At 44.6% G+C, this 19,180-nt stretch carries 2 protein-coding genes; both read left to right on the top strand.

All coding sequences use genetic code 11. The features are described 5' to 3' along the window. Positions 1–521 precede the first annotated feature (521 nt). On the top strand, positions 522–8,687 hold the full coding sequence (locus tag ACHFIY_RS01710; RefSeq protein ID WP_410844313.1) for a fibronectin type III domain-containing protein: 8,166 nt from the start codon (positions 522–524) through the stop codon (positions 8,685–8,687). Between the two features lie 425 nt (positions 8,688–9,112). Next, positions 9,113–19,129, top strand: a complete 10,017-nt coding sequence (locus tag ACHFIY_RS01705; RefSeq protein ID WP_410844312.1) for a fibronectin type III domain-containing protein — start codon at positions 9,113–9,115, stop codon at positions 19,127–19,129. Positions 19,130–19,180 lie beyond the last annotated feature (51 nt).

Below are 19,180 nucleotides of genomic sequence, written 5' to 3'. Positions count from 1 at the left end.
CCATATAGGATGTTTGCTGAACTGCAAACACAAAGGGGGCATAAGGCTTTAGCCATGAATAAGACATCGATTACATTGGGGAAAATTATTTTGAAACCATTACTAATACGGTTTTATCATTTAATTAGTGGAACTGCACCGTTCATTACCTTCTCTAAGTGAAACGTTTTACCTTAAAGGAGATAACTCTTTGCGTAAAATCTTTGCATCCCTGCGGTTAAATGGCTTTTTTGAAATGAACGAGATTAGGGGGAGTTATTTTGATAATCTTACAAATCTTAAAATATTACCATCAAATTAAAAAATATTTTTAGCTTATGTACTCTTAGTGCTTAATGCAATCGTTTTCATATAAGATGCCCATTTAAGCTTGGGTACGATAACGATTGTTGCATGTTGTGAATGCCCACAAAAAAGGAAAAACAGAATGCCATTGTTTTTCTAAATTGAAAATTTATGTCTTAATTATACAATAAAAACAACCAAGCCTACTTTTTAAACGATTGTAAAACGCGTGATATATGAAAAAATGCATACTCTCAAGTTTGTTTGTGCTGCTATCTACTCTTTTTGTCAATGGGCAGACTTTCTATTATCAATCTGGTAATATTGATGTCTTGGGTAGTTGGAACAGTGCTGCAAATGGTTCTGGTTCTACACCTGCAAGTTTTGCCACAGCAGGTCAAACCTTTAATATTCAAGGGGTTAAAAATGCAACGATGACTGCAAGTACTACATTGACCCTTGGTACAGGTTCAACAATTGTAGTTGGGGATGGCACAAGCATTGCCACGCTTGATATACCAACAGGAAGCTCAATAGCAGTTGGTACAGTAAGTGTAGCCACATTATCAACATTGAAAGTGGAAAGTGGAGTTAACCCCCCTTTTATACCAGCTACTTTTAATGCTACAAGTTCTACTATGAGTACTTTGACTTTTGATGGTGGCGCTCAACAATACCTGCCATCGGGTACTTACAATGGCTTCGTTTCTATTACAGGTGCCAATACAGTAGTTACTATGCTTGGTGCAGTAACGGCTGGCAATGGAGGAAGTTCTCCAACAGGTGCTGGTATTACTGTGGCTTCTGGTGCAAAATTGATTACAAACAACAATAACCTTACAGTCAAAAAAGGTACTTCGGTAGTAGCGTCAGGTGGTACTATTGATTTGGGTAATACTTTTACCTTTAGCCCGTATACTGGTTATAACCCAAGTTTTGCATCTGGCTCCACCATAATTTCTAGTAGCACAACAGGAATTGATGGTAACGTAAGTTTACCCTCCACTAATGTAAGTACAATCGGCTGGTTTGCAGCATCGGGCATTAACTATCAGTTTACCGCTTCGAACACCAATAGTAAATTATTGTGTTCGATAGTAGCTAACACAGGTTCTGCTGCAGCTGGTAGTGGTTTTACTCTCCAAGTTAATTCTATCAACAATGCTTTGATAGGTCAAACTATTTGGAACGGAAATGGTTCTGTAGGGACAATAACAGCAGTAAATCCAAGTACTACTACACTTACATCATCAGCAAGTCTTGCAGCAATAGCTTCAGGCAAAAATATAAATTTGCGAAACCCGCCTGCCGTTGGTACAACTTCAACTTCGGCGCAGTCAAATACGGGTGCTCAAACATTCACTGTAACTTCTGCAACAGGCATTGTTGCTGGGCAATGTATTTATGACAATGCAGGCACTTTTTATGGTACTGTTACTTCCATTGCTTCCAATACCATTACTGCTGCATTGGCAGTAGCCATACCCAATAATACTTATTTTAATTTCCGTCACCCAATAGCTGCCACTTTTGCCGCTAGCACAACTACTACGAGTAATTACACCCAAGGTTCTAGTACAAATTTTACAGTTACTTCCCCAACAAGTATTGCAGCTGGGCAATCCATCGTTTATAATGGATTGGTTGTGGGTACTATAACAAGCATTTCTAGTTCTACGGTTACAGCTACTTTAAGTACAACTATATCGTCCGGTTCGATAGTTGCTTTTTACACTACATCGTCAGCTTTGTCGGTTGGTAGTGTTACTATAGGTACAGCCAACACCTTGAACACCCCGCTTACATTAACAGGTGCTTTAACCCTTTCTGGTAAATTAAATAGCAATGGCAATAACATTACAGCAGGCAGTATAAGTGGCGGCAGCAGCAGCAATTATATTTATGGGGTAGGGTTGGTAACCATCAATAGTGTACCAACAGGTGCCACCACATTCCCTATTGGCCTTACATCTACAAATTATAACCCAATTACCCTTACAGGAACCACTAATACACCCAATATAACTGTTGGGCTGCAAAATACATTTACCCATACACCCATTAGCACGAGTAATATTGTAAACATGCAATGGTCTATATTGTCTACTACTACGAGCAATTCAACAATTACTTTCCAGTATAATTCAAGCGATATAACAGGAACATTGGCTTCCCCTGTTTTAGGGACATACAATGCTTCCTACTCTGAATCTGCTTTAGGTTCTATTGCAGGGGCAAATCCATATACAATAACCCAATCAGCCGCTGCTGCTTTAGGCACTGGCACTGCTTATTTGTACGGTATTGGCAACCCATATTCTTTCATTTCTGGTTCTGCCCCTGGTGCGCCAACCATTACCAATGCTGTTTCAGGCACAGGCCAAGCAACTATAAGTTTTACTGCCCCTGCGGCGAATGGTTCTGCAATTACCGGGTACACCATCACATCTTCACCATCGGTTAGTTTAACGCAAAGTAGTACTACTACTAGCCCTATCACGGTAACAGGCCTTACCAACGGTATTTCCTATACATTCACCATCACTGCCACCAATAGCAATGGGACTGGTGCAGGAAGCACCACTTCTGCTTTAACGCCTGGTTCTTTCAAGTACAATAGTGGCAATGTAGATGATGTAAATAGCTGGGTAAGCACAGATGGCAGTGGTGGCATACCTGCTAACTTTACTGCAAACAGCCAATCATTTACCATAACAGGTGCTACTAGCGTAAACAGTTGGAGTGGGCCCAATGCTGTATGGACAATATCTGGCACAAGCTCGGCAGTAACCGTTGGTGATGGCATAAATGCGGCTACTTTGTATATACCTGCTGGCAATTCCATAGCCGGAAAGGTAAATGTGCAAGCAGGTTCTACTCTTCAAGTGGAAAGTAATACCAATCCGCCATTTACTGCTGGTACTTTTACTTCTACAAGTACTGCCGGTGCCGCTTGCATATATGATGGTGCCAGTACGCAATATTTACCAGCAGCCACTTATACTGGCGGGGTTAAAGTAAGTGGAACGAACAATACAGTTATACTAAATGGCAATATTACCGTTGGGGCTGGTGTAAGCGGATCACCATCGTCGGCCTCTTTGAATATATTAACAGGCAATACCCTGAACCTCAATGGGAATAGTGTAACTATTTCAAGGACTTCAACCCTGCCAAGTGGTGCTACCATCAATTTTGGTACAGGATCTATAAAACTAACTGGATATGGAATTACATTTGCTTCAGGTTGCAACGTTATCACAAGCAACACGAGCGGATTGGATGCTTCTTTAGATTATAGCTCATCCACTGCTGCCATTGCTAGCTGGTTTGCCTCTGGCGTAAATTATACTTTTAATGCAACAACCACCACCCCTTTCAGCACGTTGGCAAATGCCACGCAAACGGTAGGGGCTACTAGTAGTGGTGCTACTTCGATAGTAGTTAATGTTGCCACTAATATTGCGGCGGGGCAGTCAATTTATGCAGGGAATGGAACAACTGCCATTGGAACGGTTGTTTCTGTAAGTGGCACAACCATTACCACAAGTGCCTTGACGGTGGCCTTGGCTAATAGTGCCTATGTTAACTTTAGGAACAATGCATCTTCTGCCACAGTAGCTAGCGTTATAACTGGCACGGTTAGCTTGGGTGCTGCCATCACGGCAAATGCCAACCTTACAGCTACAAGTATAGCATTGTCTAATTACAACTTTACACTGGGCAGTTTCAATGCCACCACCAACACTATCACAAATAGTTCTGGTTTCGTGGTTGCCAACAGCACAGGGGCTTTAACCGTCAAAAGCGTTCCTGCTGCTGCAACTACTTTCCCTGTTGGCAGCACGGCATCAAGCTACAACCCTATTACATTCACTGGCACAACTGGCTCGCCCAATATATCAGTTGGCGTAAAAAATACATTTACCAATGCACCAGCAAGCACTAGCAACATTGTTAATTTGCAATGGTCTGTTTTGTCTAGTGCCGCAAGTAATTCAACCCTTAGTTTCCAATACAATGGCAGTAATGTTACAGGCACATTGTCTTCACCCATACTAGGCACTTATAACGGTGCATACGCAGAATCTGCTTTAGGTGCTATTAGTGGTTCAAATCCATATACTGTAACCCAGTCTGCTGCTGCTGCACTAGGTACTGGCTCGGCATTTTATTATGGTATTGGCAATCCAAATTCATTTGTTTCTGCTGCTGCCCCCGATGCGCCAACTATTGGTACTGCCGTAGTGAACGGTACAGGTTCTGCCATTGTTTCTTTTACAGCCCCTGCTAACAATAATGGTTCTACCATTACAAGTTATACAGCCACCTCCTCGCCTGGAAATATAACAGGTACTATAAGTCAAGCAGGCAGTGGCTCAATTACTGTTAATGGCCTTACAAATGGCATAGCTTATACATTCAAGGTTAGTGCCACCAATGGTTCTGGCACCAGCCCAGCAAGTGGTTCTTCAAATGCAGTTACGCCAGGTATTTTCACATACAGTTCTGGCAATGTGGACGTGTTGGCAAGCTGGTTAGATGCGGCGAATGTAAACCCATCAAATTTTACTGCCGCAGGGCAAATATTTAATATAACAGGTGCGGTTACTGTAAATAGCTGGACAAGCAATGCTACTTGGACAGTTACGGGCACAGGATCCAAGGTTGTTGTAGGGACTGGTTCATCTGCAACCATTTTGCAAATACCTGCTGGAAATTCAATAGCTGGAACAGTAGACGTGCAAACGGCTGCAACCCTGAAAGTAGAAAGCAATGCCCTCGCACCGTTTACGGCAGGCACATTCTCGGCAAATAGCTCATCAAAAGCTACAGTGATATACGATGGCACTGGCAAGCAATATTTGCCTATTGGTACTTATTCAGGCGGTTTAACCATCAGTGGCGCAAACGATACGGTGGTACTAAAAGGTGCTGTATGGTTTGGTGCTGGCACCAATTCGCCAGCATCTGCATATTTAAACATGGCTAGCGGTACCGTTTTAGACCTGAATGGGTTTAATGCAGTTAGCCAAAAAAGCGCAACCATACCCAGCGGGGCAACGATAAACTTTGGGGCTACTGGCACTATTCAGCCATATAATGGTTACCCTTTAATTTTCGCAAGCGGCTCAAATGTAATCACCAGTAATGCAAATGGTTTGGATGCGTCTTTAAATTATTCCAATATCACAGGCACTTTAAACAGTTTTGCAAGTGGTGTAAACTACACCTTTAATACTGCCACTTCCAAGCCATTCAGCACATTGGTAAATGCTACCCAAGTATCGGGGGCAACAAGTATTGGTGCTACCTCAATAGTAGTGGCCACTGCTACTAATATTGCCGCAGGGCAATCTATCTATGCAGCCAATGGAACAACTGCAATTGGCACGGTGGTTTCTGTAAGTGGTACTACCATTACCACTAGTGCCTTGGCAGCTGCCTTGGCTAATAATGCATACATCAATTTCAGGAACCCTTCTGCTACTGTTACACCTGGCAGCATAACATTGGGTGCAAGTGTTACCGCCAATGCATCTGTAAGTTCTGCAGGTACACTTACGTTTAATGCAGGGAAACTGACTTTAGGAAGTAATAATTTAACAATTGGTAGTATAAGTGGTGCCAGTGCCACCTCTTATATCGATGCAAGTGGTACAGGCAAGCTTACGCTTGGGTTAGCTGCAAATGGCACAACTATATATCCTGTAGGGACTGCTACTAGTTATGCGCCTATCACTGTTGCCAATCAATCTGGCACTGCATCTAACTTATCTGTAAGTATCAATGCTACTTTAGCCAATATGCCAGGCGATGCAACACAAGTTGCAAATTTACAATGGTCTGTTTTAGGGTCAGCCGCAGTAAATGCAAACATCACTTATCAGTTTAACAGTGCCGATTTACCTTCTGGTTTCTTACTTAATAGTAGCTGCGAAGTGGGGGATTATAAAACAAACTATGTTGCAACGCAATGTGCTGGCACAGGCATCCCTGCATCTTTAGGTGGCAATGCTTACACTGTTTCAGCAAATGGGTTCAGCATCCCTACTAGTGGCAGCAATTACTACGTGATAGGCAACACAGGCAACGTGGTAGTAACTGCCACCACCTGGACAGGTACTGTAAGCACAGCTTGGGCTACTGCCTCCAACTGGACGAACGGCGTGCCTACATCGAATGTAGATGTGGTGATAGCCTCTGCAACCAAATCGCCGATACTGGCAGCCAGCCAGGGCGTAAAAAACCTAACGGTCAACAGCGGTGCAAGCTTGTCCATCAACAGTGGCGTTACCTTATCGCCAACTTTGAACTTCACGAACAACGGCACCATCAGTGGCACAGGTACTTTAGTGCTTGGCAGCACATCTGTACAAGCATATACTGGTACTGGCACAGTAGCCAATTTCACGCTGAACAACAGCAACGGGCTTTCCATCACCAGCGGCAACACGCTGAACATCACGGGGGTTTTGACCTTGCAGAAAGGCGTATTGACCACAGGCGGCAATGTGGTGTTCAAATCGAACAGTATTGCCAGCAGTGGTACATTGGCTCCTGTAGGCACAGGCGGCAACAGTGGCAGCATCAGCGGCACGGTAACCGTGGAACGGTACATACCTAGCGGTTATCGTTCCTATCGAGACATAGCCCCTGGCGTTTACAACACATCCAACACCTTGTACAACACCTACCAAGAAAGCGGTAGCTACAGCAAGAGTGGTTATGGCATGTTCATCACGGGTGGCACAGGTGTTGCAGGTACAACCAGCACCCCCAATAGCATAGATGCGAACCACTTTGACGTGAGTGCCAATGGTGTGAAAACGGCCTATACCTACATAAATGGCAATTGGGCAACTGTTGCAAACACCAATGTGTTAGTGACGCCTTTCACGGGCTACAGGCTATTGATAAGGGGTGACAGGAGCTTCAACCTTTACGGTACTGGCATACCCAACACCCCACTGGGCTTGCTGATGTACAACGCCACTAGGCTGGAAGCAAGCGGTACGCTGGTTACGGGCAATGTTACCTATGACCCAACAGGCGTAACCAACGCAGTTACGGGCAGCACCTATGCCAACAGCACTTATGGCCTGAACAATCTTACAGATACCAGCTATAGCCTAGTTGCTAACCCTTATGTTTGCCCTGTGGACTGGAGCTTATTAACAAAAGGCAACCTTTCCAGCTACTACTATTATCTGGATCCAACCATTGGCACAACTGGTGCTTATGTTGCTTGCAATGCAGCAATAAAGCCTTATATACAAGCAGGGCAGGCGTTCTTTATCCAGAACCTGAAAGGTGCTGGTACAAACCCAACGCTAACCTTTACCGAAAGTGCGAAGGCTCCAAGCTCAACCCACACGGCAGTGTTTGGCAGCATCAGCAAAATTGCTATTAGCTTGTTGAGGGAAGTAGGAGCAGGCACAGGCAGCTACCATAAAATGGACGAGGCCAATGTAGTGTTCGATAAATCGTACAGCAATGGCATAGACAACGAGGATGCCCCTAAATTGGCGAACAGCAACGACAACCTGTCGCTTAGCGAAGGCAACAGCCGTGGCTTGAGCATAGACAGCAGGCAGCCAGCCACCAAGGATAACAACATAACCATCCAGTTGGCACAAGTAGCCAAGGCCAACTACCAATTGCAAGTGGATGCTTCAAGCTACAGCAGCAATGGCCTTACACCGTATGTATATGATGCCTATACAAAAACCTATACTGCATTAAACAACAGCTTGAACACCATCAGCTTTGCGGCAGACAACACGGTTGAAGCCACATACGTAAACAGGCTCAGTATCGTGTTCAAGCCAACAGTATTGGCAGTGAACAGCATCACGACTACTGCAACATTGAATAACAGCAAGAGTGCAGCAACAGTAAGCTGGAGCACAGTAGGGGAGGACAAGGTAGTAGGCTACACGGTAGAGAAATCAACCGATGGCACAGTATATAATAGCATCATCACAGCAGCTGCGAATAACATAGCAACAGCCAGTTATAGCTATGTTGACAACAATGTAAGTGGTACGACTTACTACCGCATCAAAGCCACAAGCACAGATGGTAGTATTGCTTACAGCAATGTAGCTAGTGTAACCAAGGGTGAAGCAAGTATCAGGTATAGCTTATATCCTAATCCTGTTATTAATAGCAAGTTGAACTTGAAGCTGGAAAATGTGAATGCAGGCAAATACACAGTAAGCATCTACAATAGCATAGGTCAGAAAGTACATGAGGAAGTGGTAAGCCATGCAGGCGGAACAGCAACCCATGCCATCCATATTACGAATACGTTGGCTGCGGGAAGTTATAGTGTAATTTTAAAACAAGAGGGGAGCAAGCAATTTGTTTATCAAACAAGTTTATCAGTTCAACCCTAAATAATAGATGGAGAAACCAACTAGGATGCTACCTACAAGTGGGTAGGTGGTATCCTAGTTTTATGTAAAATGAGTAGAATGATAAAAAACATTAGTCCCTTTTTTCTAAAAGGGCTTAATCTTTCATGTATTGGTTGTGACTTATCCTTTATCCTATTGATTTTCCAATATCGCTAGATTGTTTGAGCAGATGATGCGCATAATATTTTATGTATAATTTCCTTTTAATTAGCAGTATTTAATTTTTTAGTTGCTAGTTGCTATATCTGCTAATTTTTTCAAGATTGTTTTTTACGTAGTGAAGTGCTCTTCATAATTCATCCTAGATATATAACCATCCTAACTATTTTAAAAATGTTTTCGATTGCTATAAAATAATAATAAAACACCAACTGTGAAAGCGTATGAAAAAGTTAGCCCTACTTATGTTGCTTGGAATTTTTACTACAATTATAGTAAATGCACAAACGAACTACTACTATCAGTCGGGTAACCTAGATGCTGTTGGCAGTTGGACATTAAACTCAAATGGCACTGGTAGTAATCCTACAAGTTTTACAGCTGCTAACCAAGTGTTTAATATTACTAAAACAACAATCGTAAATACTTATAGTAGCAGTTCGGCAACATGGACTGTGTCAGGTTCAGGTTCTTATATATTGGTTGGTAGTGGCGCAACCGCTACTATACTTGGTATCCCCGCTGGCAATGCTATTACTGGAGCAGTAAGTGTACAAACTTTAGCAACCTTAAAAGTAGAGAGCAACGCTAGTACCCCCTTTACAGCAGGTACTTTTTATGCCACTATCTCGCAAGGCAGTAGCCTTGTGTATGACGGCAGCGGCACGCAATACCTGCCAGCAGGGAGTTATAGTGGTGGGCTAACTATAAATGGCACAAGTAACACAGTTGTTTTGAATGGCAATATTGCAATTGGTGCCGGTAGTAGCGGGTCTCCATCCAGTGCCACGCTCAATATGTCGTCTGGCACTACCTTAAACCTTAATTCTTTTAATGCAACTATTAAAAGAACTTCCACTATTCCAAATGGTGCAACCTTAAACTTTGGGGCTACGGGGACTATACAACCATATAGCGGATATTATGTTGGCTTTGCAACTGGCGCAAACGTTGTTACCAGCAACGCCAATGGCCTGGATGCATCAATGAATTACAGCAATGTATCCACGACGGCAAATAGTTTTAGCGCAGGCGTAAATTATACCTTCGGCGGTGCAACTTCCGCGCCATTCAGCACACTGGTTTGCGGAACGGCCACAACTTCTTCATCAGGAACGGGGAGCACCTCTTTCACGGTTTCAAATGCGAGCTCAATTGCGGCGGGGCAATTAATTTATGTTGGGGCTGGGCAAACAAGCTATGGCAATGTTACCTCGGTTTCAGGCACAACAGTGTATGCAAACATGGCTACCGCTGTGGCCTCTGGAGCTAATGTAAATTTCCGGAATAGTAGCCAGTCAGTTTCCGCTGGCAATGTTACGATCAATGCAAGTGTAACAACTAACGCAAATGTGGGTATCTCAGGCAACCTTGCAATTGCAAGCGGCAACAATTTGAATGACAATGGCAACACGCTAACCGTTTCTGGCAATATCTCGGGCAGCGGTACGCATAGCGGCACTGGCAAGATTAGCATGGCAGGCACATCGTCCACTATATCCATAGGAACAGTGGGCAACCTAGAGGTTGCCGTAGGTACAGGGAACACCGTGTCCTTGGCTAATTCGCAAACCATCAATGGCACACTTACGCTTACCTCGGGATTTTTGCTTTTGGGGAATAATAACCTTACCCTGTCTTGTTCTGCTTTAAACAGCGGCGTTACAAACAGTATCAGTTGGAGCAGTAGCAGTAGCTATATAGTTGCCAATGGTAGCGGCAGCGTAAAAATTCAAAGTGTCAACAGTAGCAGCCCAGCAAAAAATACTAGCCCCACCCTTTTCCCCATCGGCATATCCACGTCAAGTTACAACCCCTTGGTTTTTACTGGCACAACCAATGCCCCTGATATTACAGTTGGCGTGGCCGCATTATTTACCAATGCGCCCCTCTTGCCCAATAATGTTGTAAATGCCCAATGGTCTATTTTGTCTAGCGCAGCAAGTGGTGCAACTATTGCCTATCAATACAATACCTCGAACCAAGGGAGTAGTTATTTAAGCACGGGTGCCATTTTGGGTACTTATTCCAGCAGCTATACCGAGTCGCCCTTGGGTACGGTGAGCGGCAGTAACCCGTTTGCTGTATCTACCCCAACATCTATATCCTTGCCTACGTCAACTAGGCTTTATGGCATTGGCACGCCAAACTCATTTTTCAATATCGCTCCAAATGCCCCCACTAGCGTTACGGATACTGCAGGCAATGCCCAAGCCCGGGTTTTTTTTACAGCCCCTTCCGGCAATGGCGGCTCAGCCATTACGGGATACACGGTTACATCCAACCCAGGAGGTTTAACCGCAACAGGTGCTTCCAGCCCAATCACAGTAACAGGCTTAACCAATGGGACTGCTTATACGTTCACGGTTACCGCCACCAACGCAGCTGGCACAGGGGCGGCAAGTGCTGCATCTGCTGCGGTAACGCCTGCCACGGTACCAAGTGCGCCCGCAATTACCAATGCAGTTTCAAGCACAGGGCAGGCTACTATTAGTTTCACGCCCCCTGCTGCAAATGGTTCACCTATTACCGGATATACCATCACCTCATCACCATCTGCTTCCTTAACACAAAGCAGTACCACTTCAAGCCCTATTACGGTAACAGGTCTTGCCAACGGCACGGCTTATACATTCACCATTACTGCTACCAATGGTATTGGCACAGGTCTTGGAAATACAACTTCACTATTAACACCGGGTGCTTTCAATTATAGTAGTGGTAATGTAGATGGGGCTGGTAGCTGGGTAAGTTCAGATGGCAGCGGGGGTAATCCTATCAACTTTATTGCAGATGGACAAACCTTTATTATTATGGGTACAGCAAGCGTAAACAGTTGGAGTAGCCCGAGTGCTGTGTGGACTGTTTCAGGCATCAATTCGGCTGTAACTGTTGGCGACAGCACTAATAGTGTCACGCTATATATTCCTTCTGGCAATTCAATTGCTGGCAAAGTAAATGTTCAAGCGGGTTCAGTTCTTCAAGTAGAAAGTAATACCAATCCACCATTCATTGCTGGCACTTTTACGTCTACAAGTTCTGTGGGGGCAAGTTTAGTATATGACGGCAGTGGCACGCAATACCTGCCAGCAGGGAGTTATAGTGGTGGGCTAACTATAAATGGCACAAGTAACACAGTTGTTTTGAATGGAAATATTGCAATTGGTGCCGGTAGTGGCGGGTCGCCATCCAGCGCCACGCTAAATATGTCATCTGGCACTACCTTAAGTCTGAATGCATTTAATGCTACTATCAAAAGAACTTCCACTATTCCAAGTGGTGCAACCTTAAACTTTGGGGCTACGGGGACTATACAACCATATAGCGGATATTATGTTGGCTTTGCAAGTGGCGCAAACGTGGTTAGCAGCAATGCCAATGGCCTGGATGCATCCATGAATTATAGCAACGTATCCACCACGTCAAATAGTTTTAGCGCAGGCGTAAATTATACCTTCGGTGGCGCAACCGCTGCGCCATTCAGCACACTGGTTTGTGGAACGGCCACAACGTCTTCATCAGGAACGGGCAGCACCTCTTTCACAGTTTCAAATGCAAACTCAATTGCGTCGGGGCAATTAATTTATGTTGGGGCTGGGCAAACAAGCTATGGCAATGTTACCTCCGTTTCAGGCACAACAGTGTATGCAAACATGGCTACCGCTGTGGCCTCTGGTGCTAATGTAAATTTCCGGAATAGTAGCCAGTCAGTTTCCGCTGGTAACGTTGCTATCAATGCAAATGTAACAGCCAACGCAAATGCGAGCATAACTGGCAACCTTGCAATTGCAAGCGGCAACAATTTGAATGACAATGGCAACACGCTAACCGTGTCTGGCAATATCTCGGGCAGCGGTACGCAGAGCGGCACTGGCAAGATTAGCATGGCAGGCACATCACCCACTATATCCATAGGAACGGTGGGCAACTTGGAGGTTGCGGCAGGCACAGGGAACACTGTGTCCTTGGCTAATTCGCTAACCATCAATGGCACACTTACGCTTACCTCGGGATTTTTGCTTTTGGGCAATAATAACCTTACTCTGTCTGGTTCTGCTTTAAACAGCGGCGATACAAACAGTATCAGTTTGAACAATGGCAGTAGCTATATAGTTGCCAATGGTAGCGGCAGCGTAAAAATGCAAAGCGTAAATAGTAGCAGCCCAGCAAAAAATACTAGCCCCACCCTTTTCCCCATCGGCATGTCCACGTCAAGTTACAACCCCTTGGTTTTTACTGGCACAACAAATGCCCCTGATATTACAGTTGGCGTGGCCGCATTATTTACCAATGCGCCCCTCTTGCCCAATAATGTTGTAAATGCCCAATGGTCTATTTTGTCTAGCGCAGCAAGTGGTGCAACTATTGCCTATCAATACAATACCTCGAACCAAGGGAGTAGTTATTTAAGCACGGGTGCCATTTTGGGTACTTATTCCAGCAGCTATACCGAGTCGCCCTTGGGTACGGTGAGCGGCAGTAACCCGTTTACTGTTTCTACCTCCTCTTCTATATCCTTGCCTACATCAACAAGGCTTTACGGCATTGGCACGCCAAATTCATTTTTCAATACCGTTCCCAATGCCCCAACAGCAGTGTCAGCATCCCCAGGCAATGCACAAGCGGTGGTTTCTTTTACAGCCCCTGGCAGCAATGGCGGCTCTGTCATTACGGGATACACGGTTACATCCAACCCAGGAGGTTTAACCGCAACAGGTGCTTTCAGCCCAATCACAGTAACAGGCTTAATCAATGGCACTGCTTACACATTTACGGTTAAAGCCACCAATGCAGCTGGCACTGGGACGGCAAGTGCTGCATCTGCTCCGGTAACGCCAATCACGGTTGCCAATGCCCCAACAGCAGTGTCAGCAACGCCAAGCAATGCACAGGCGAGAGTTTCATTCACGGCACCTTCCAGTAATGGCGGCTCTACCATTACAAACTATACGGTTACATCCAGCCCAGGCGGTTTAACCGCGACAGGTGCCTCCAGCCCAATTACAGTAACAGGCTTGACCAATGGCACTGGATATACGTTCACTGTTACCGCCACCAATGCCGCAGGCACAGGGGCGGCAAGTGCTGCATCTGCTGCCGTAACGCCTATTACCGTTGCCACTGCGCCTACAAGCGTGTCAGCTACAGCTGGCAATGCCCAAGCGGTGGTTTCTTTTACAGCTCCTGCCAGCAATGGCGGCTCTGGCATCACTGGGTACACGGTTATTTCAAGCCCAGGCGGGTTAACCGCAGCAGATGCCTCCAGCCCAATTACAGTAACAGGCTTGGCCAATGGCACTGCGTACACCTTTACTGTAACCGCAACAAATGCCGCAGGCACTGGAGCGGCAAGTGCTGCATCTGCTGCTGTAACACCAATTACCGTTCCCAATGCCCCAACTGGAGTATCAGCTACTGCTGGCAATGCCCAAGTGGTTGTTTCTTTTACAGCTCCTGGCAGTAATGGCGGCTCTGCCATTACTGGGTACACAGTTACTTCCAGCCCCAGCGGCATTGTTGGCACAGGCTCGTCCAGCCCAATAACAGTGAGTGGGTTGGCAAATGGTACGGCATACACCTTTACTGTTAAAGCCACCAATGCAGCTGGCACAGGAGCGGCAAGTACGGCATCTGCTGCCGTAACGCCAATTACTGTTGCCACTGCCCCTACTGGCGTGTCAGCTACTGCTGGCAATGCCCAAGCAGTGGTTTCTTTTACAGCCCCTAGCAGCAATGGCGGCTCTGCCATTACTGGCTACACAGTTACCTCCAGCCCCGGCGGCATCATTGGCACTGGCTCGTCCAGCCCCGTTACAGTTAGTGGGTTGGCAAATGGCACGGCGTACACCTTTACGGTTACAGCCACCAATGGCGCAGGCATAGGTGCTACAAGTACAGCATCTGCCGCTGTAACACCTATTACAGTTCCCAATGCCCCAACAAGCGTGTCAGCTGCTGCTAATAATTGTTTTGCTGTGGTATCGTTCACTGCTCCCTCAAGCAATGGCGGCTCTGCCATAACAGGATATACGGTTACATCAAGCCCAAGCGGCATCATTTCCACAGGTTCGTCCAGCCCAGTTACAGTGAGTGGCTTGGCCAACGGCACGGCATATACCTTCTCCGTTACGGCCACCAATGCAGCTGGCATAGGGGCGGCAAGTACTGCATCAGCTGCTATAACGCCTCAAGGAACAGTTGCCTCTGCAGGTTTTATTTCAGATACTGCACTATTTAGTGCCCTTAACCTCAATTATCCCGGCATGGATAGCGTAAGGATTGCAGTGCAAGCTGGCAACTATACACTAGCAAAAACGCAGTATCGCCTTTTTAGGATAAACCATGCACCAAAATGGTTGCCTTTAGGCTCTCCTAGCGGCAATGGCACAGTAGATTCTAGTGCCTACAAGATAAGCCAAAACTGGATAGGGCCAGACCAAGTTGGCAATTGCCCACCTAATTATAATTTTGGAGTACCCGTTACAAATATTGGGGCGCATTGGTACCAAAATCCTTATTTGCCTACAGATCCTGGTTATAGCAATTTGTGGACACCTTCAATGGAAAGATTTACATTCTGGCGTTCACTAAGCGGAGGCTATTGGACAACTTTGAATGAGTCGTATGCCAAAGCTTGGGTTAACCAAATGTGCAACTGGGTGAAAACAATCCCTGTAGATTTAACTACATCTGTGGAAAATGGCAGGGATTCAGCTATTAACGGTGCTGTTATACAAAGCCTGCAAATGGGGATGCGCATGGAAGATACTTGGACAGACGCTTATTTTCATTTTATACAATCGCCCTCTTTTGTAGATACAGCGGTTGCTACTTATGCTAAGGGTGTCCTTGGCCATGGTTGGCGGATGAATTGGGGGGCATCAGCATTCTACAATAGCAATGAGGCTCCTAGTAACCATGAAATAATTGAAGCATCAGGATTGGCGGTTGTAGCTATTGTTTTTCCTGAATTCAATGATGCGACCACATGGAAACAAACTGCTTTTAATTTATTGAAAAGGTCAATGGACAGCACGGTATATGATGACGGTGCCGAAAACGAATTGTCTCCTGGCTATCATAACTGGTCTATGAACTATTTTACACAAGTGGCACAGATAGCCAAGCTAAACAATGTTTCTATTCCTGATTCTGCTTATTTCTACAACAAATTGAAAAAGATGTATTGGTATAATCTTTATTTGATGCAGCCGAATGGATACTTGCCGCCTACAAACGATAATTCTGATTCCGTAGCAGCCGAAGCACCACCCACAACTATGTGGAATGATCCTGAATTTCAGTTCTTGGCTAGCGGTGGAACACAAGGCAAAGCACCAGATACACTTAGTTATAGATTTCCATGGGCGGGTTTCAATGTAATGAGGAGTAGTTGGAACAGCCAGGCAAACTATATGTTTTTCAAAAATGGGCCTATCGGTTCTTGGTGGCATGGGCATGAGGATGATCTTTCTTTGTTCCTAAATTGCTTTGGTTACCCGCTGCTCGCAGAAGCAGAAGGTTGGAATTATGATAATTCCCTTCAGTTATATTATACAAAAATAACACCGGCGCACAATACCATAGCGGTGGATGGGAAGTATCAACACCGCCTTGATGATAGTACAGTGGCATTGAAGGAATTTCCTCAGAAAATATCCACGGCACCGTCCAATCAGCCTTGGCTTACCAATGGGGTTGCAGATTATACAAGTGGTACTTATAACGATGGTTATCAAGCTGAGACATTTAAAGGTTCGGTCAATCCAAAAAATTTCACTGGCAGCAAAGATTATTCTGTTTCCCATACAAGGCATTTGGTTTTTTTAAAGCCATATTATTATGTTGTAACAGACTTTTTGGAGGGTACAGGTTCACACAAATACGAAAATTACTTTCAACTCAATGCTGATACGGCAATTATTGTCAACGCTTCTAATAAGGCAGTTGCTTCTTATAGTTCACATACCACTGCCCATTTGTTGGTCTCGCCAATAGACACCTTAGGATTGTCGGACACAATAGTAAAAGGTAGTTCATCTCCTTCCGCTTTGCAAGGCTGGATTGCCCAAACAGAAGCAGTCCCAATGACGAAAATACCTTCCTTGATATATAAAAAAACACAAACAGCATCTACTTCAGGGGCTTCTTTTGCTACACTATTGTATCCTTACAACAACACGAGTACCCCTCCATCCGTTACTACGTCGTTGTTAACAGGCATTGGCACAGGTATTTGGGGATGCAAAGGCACTACTCCGTACGAGAACTTTATAGTAGTTATCAGGAGGTACGATAGCTTGAATAGTACAATGACCATAACAACCCCATTTAAGTTTACTGCAAATGCACATACAGCAATAGGGCGGCAAATGACTAACGCAAGAGATACAACAGTAACATTTGATAGCCTTAACAGTTTTAGTGGGGGTATTGCTACATTTACTTGTACAAAGGCAAACTATATAGTTAATCAATCGGCGGCTAGCCAGGTAAACGTATACAACGACAATAATGCCAGCATGTCTATTATTATTACAAAACCTGTTTCTCAAAGTTTCACTATCCCATCCCATCAATGGATAAAAATAACTTCATCAGGCATTACTGATAGTATCCCCAATCCAACGGATAGCATCACCAATCCTGTAAGCACCGTTATGGTAATGGGGGATACCATGTTGATTGGAAATAAATACACAGATTTAATTGGCCATGTATCCAATGTGCAACTATTTGATAATTTAGAGGCACAAGGCGTAGATAGCACTGACCCATTCGCTATTGCATTTTCGCCAACAACAACAGGTTTACATACGTTAAATGCTGTATTAACCGATTCGCTTGGCAATACAGTTACTTCCCCCCCAGTAAATGTTTCAGTAAACAATTTCGAGGCAGAATTTTACACAAAAGATTCAACGGGAACCATTGATGTTAATTTAAATTACAGCAACGATACCTTGGTAAAAATGATGGCCCATGGTTGGCTTGAATATAGCGTGGATGTGAACCATACAGGCAAATACAGCCTTTATGCAAACCTGCTAAACAACGACTCTGTAAATAGTTTTTCTATTTCCATTGATGGCCTTCCAGCAGCCAATAGTGGCACTACGCTAGGTAATATCACTATCCCGGTTTCAGCCAATTATCAAACCATAAAGAATGATAGTTTTGACATCACTGCTGGCAGGCATACGCTTAGGGTAACCTTTAACAATAATATAGCCGGGGTCGATTATTTCCGCCTTAACTATTATTACCCAGTTGCTGCATTCTTGCAGGCAGCAGCATTTAGCGATACTGGCTCCTTTGCAATAGGCATAAACCAGAATGGGTATTTATACCCTATACAGCTAGACGAGGCGTATGGTGGTGGGGTAATATTTTCTAATTTAGACAGTAATTGGATAGAGTACAAGGTAAATATACCTACGGCCACCACCTATTCCTTGCAATTGCGCATGGCAAATAAATACAGCAGTACTGGAAAGCGCATAGAAATTTATGCGAACGGGGCATTTATCCAGAAAAACACTTTCCCTACATATACATGGAACGGTACTAACCAAACACTCAATGATTTGGATACGACCATCGCTTTTACAAGTGCTGGGCCACAAACACTACGGTTTAAAACATACGGGACAAGCACCGCATTTGGCAGCGTGAATATTACGCCTACAGGCATTAAAAATGCAATTAAGATACCAGTGAGGGACACTACGATTTATGCTGGCACATCCCTGCTCATCAAGGATTCGGCTACTACCACCAGTGGCACTATTACAAAAGTGGAATTTTATAATGGCGATTTGCTGCTGGCAACAGTAACAACTGGCAGCGGTGGGATATTTAGTTATAACTGGACCAACATTCCTTATGGCACTTTCCGTATTACAACCAAGGCATATACGAGCAATGGTTATTTTTATTATTCAAGGCCGTTAAATATTTTCTCGCTTTATACCCTTTATTCTATCATTCCATTTTTCAACCCTAAAGATAAGAAGATACAATGGGGGGCGTTTAATTGGCTGGCCAGTACAGTAACAAATGAAGACCGTAGAAGCCCTTTTAAAGCCAATGCAATACTCGAAAAAAAGGAAGCAATAGAGCAAAAGTATGCGCCTTTTGCAAGTGGATATAATGCAAAAGATTTGATAAGTACAGCATGGGCTACCTATTTTAAAATTGCATACTCTGTAGCAGGCACAGCCGCTAAATGGGGGGAGATTGCCGCTACTGAGGAAGAATAATGATACCAAATAACCCAGTTTTTGCAGTTCAGCCTTTAGTTGCAAGGCTCA

This window comes from Parasediminibacterium schistidii (assembly GCF_046546515.1).
In the GTDB taxonomy this organism is placed as follows: Bacteria; Bacteroidota; Bacteroidia; order Chitinophagales; family Chitinophagaceae; genus Parasediminibacterium.
This window is presented reverse-complemented; position numbering and strand designations above follow the sequence as displayed.

What these genes read in the sequence shown, in the direction of transcription:
- ACHFIY_RS01710 (WP_410844313.1), top strand. Translation starts at nt 522, where the DNA reads ATGAAAAAATGCATACTCTCAAGTTTGTTTGTGCTGCTATCTACTCTT.
- ACHFIY_RS01705 (WP_410844312.1), top strand. Translation starts at nt 9,113, where the DNA reads ATGTTGCTTGGAATTTTTACTACAATTATAGTAAATGCACAAACGAAC.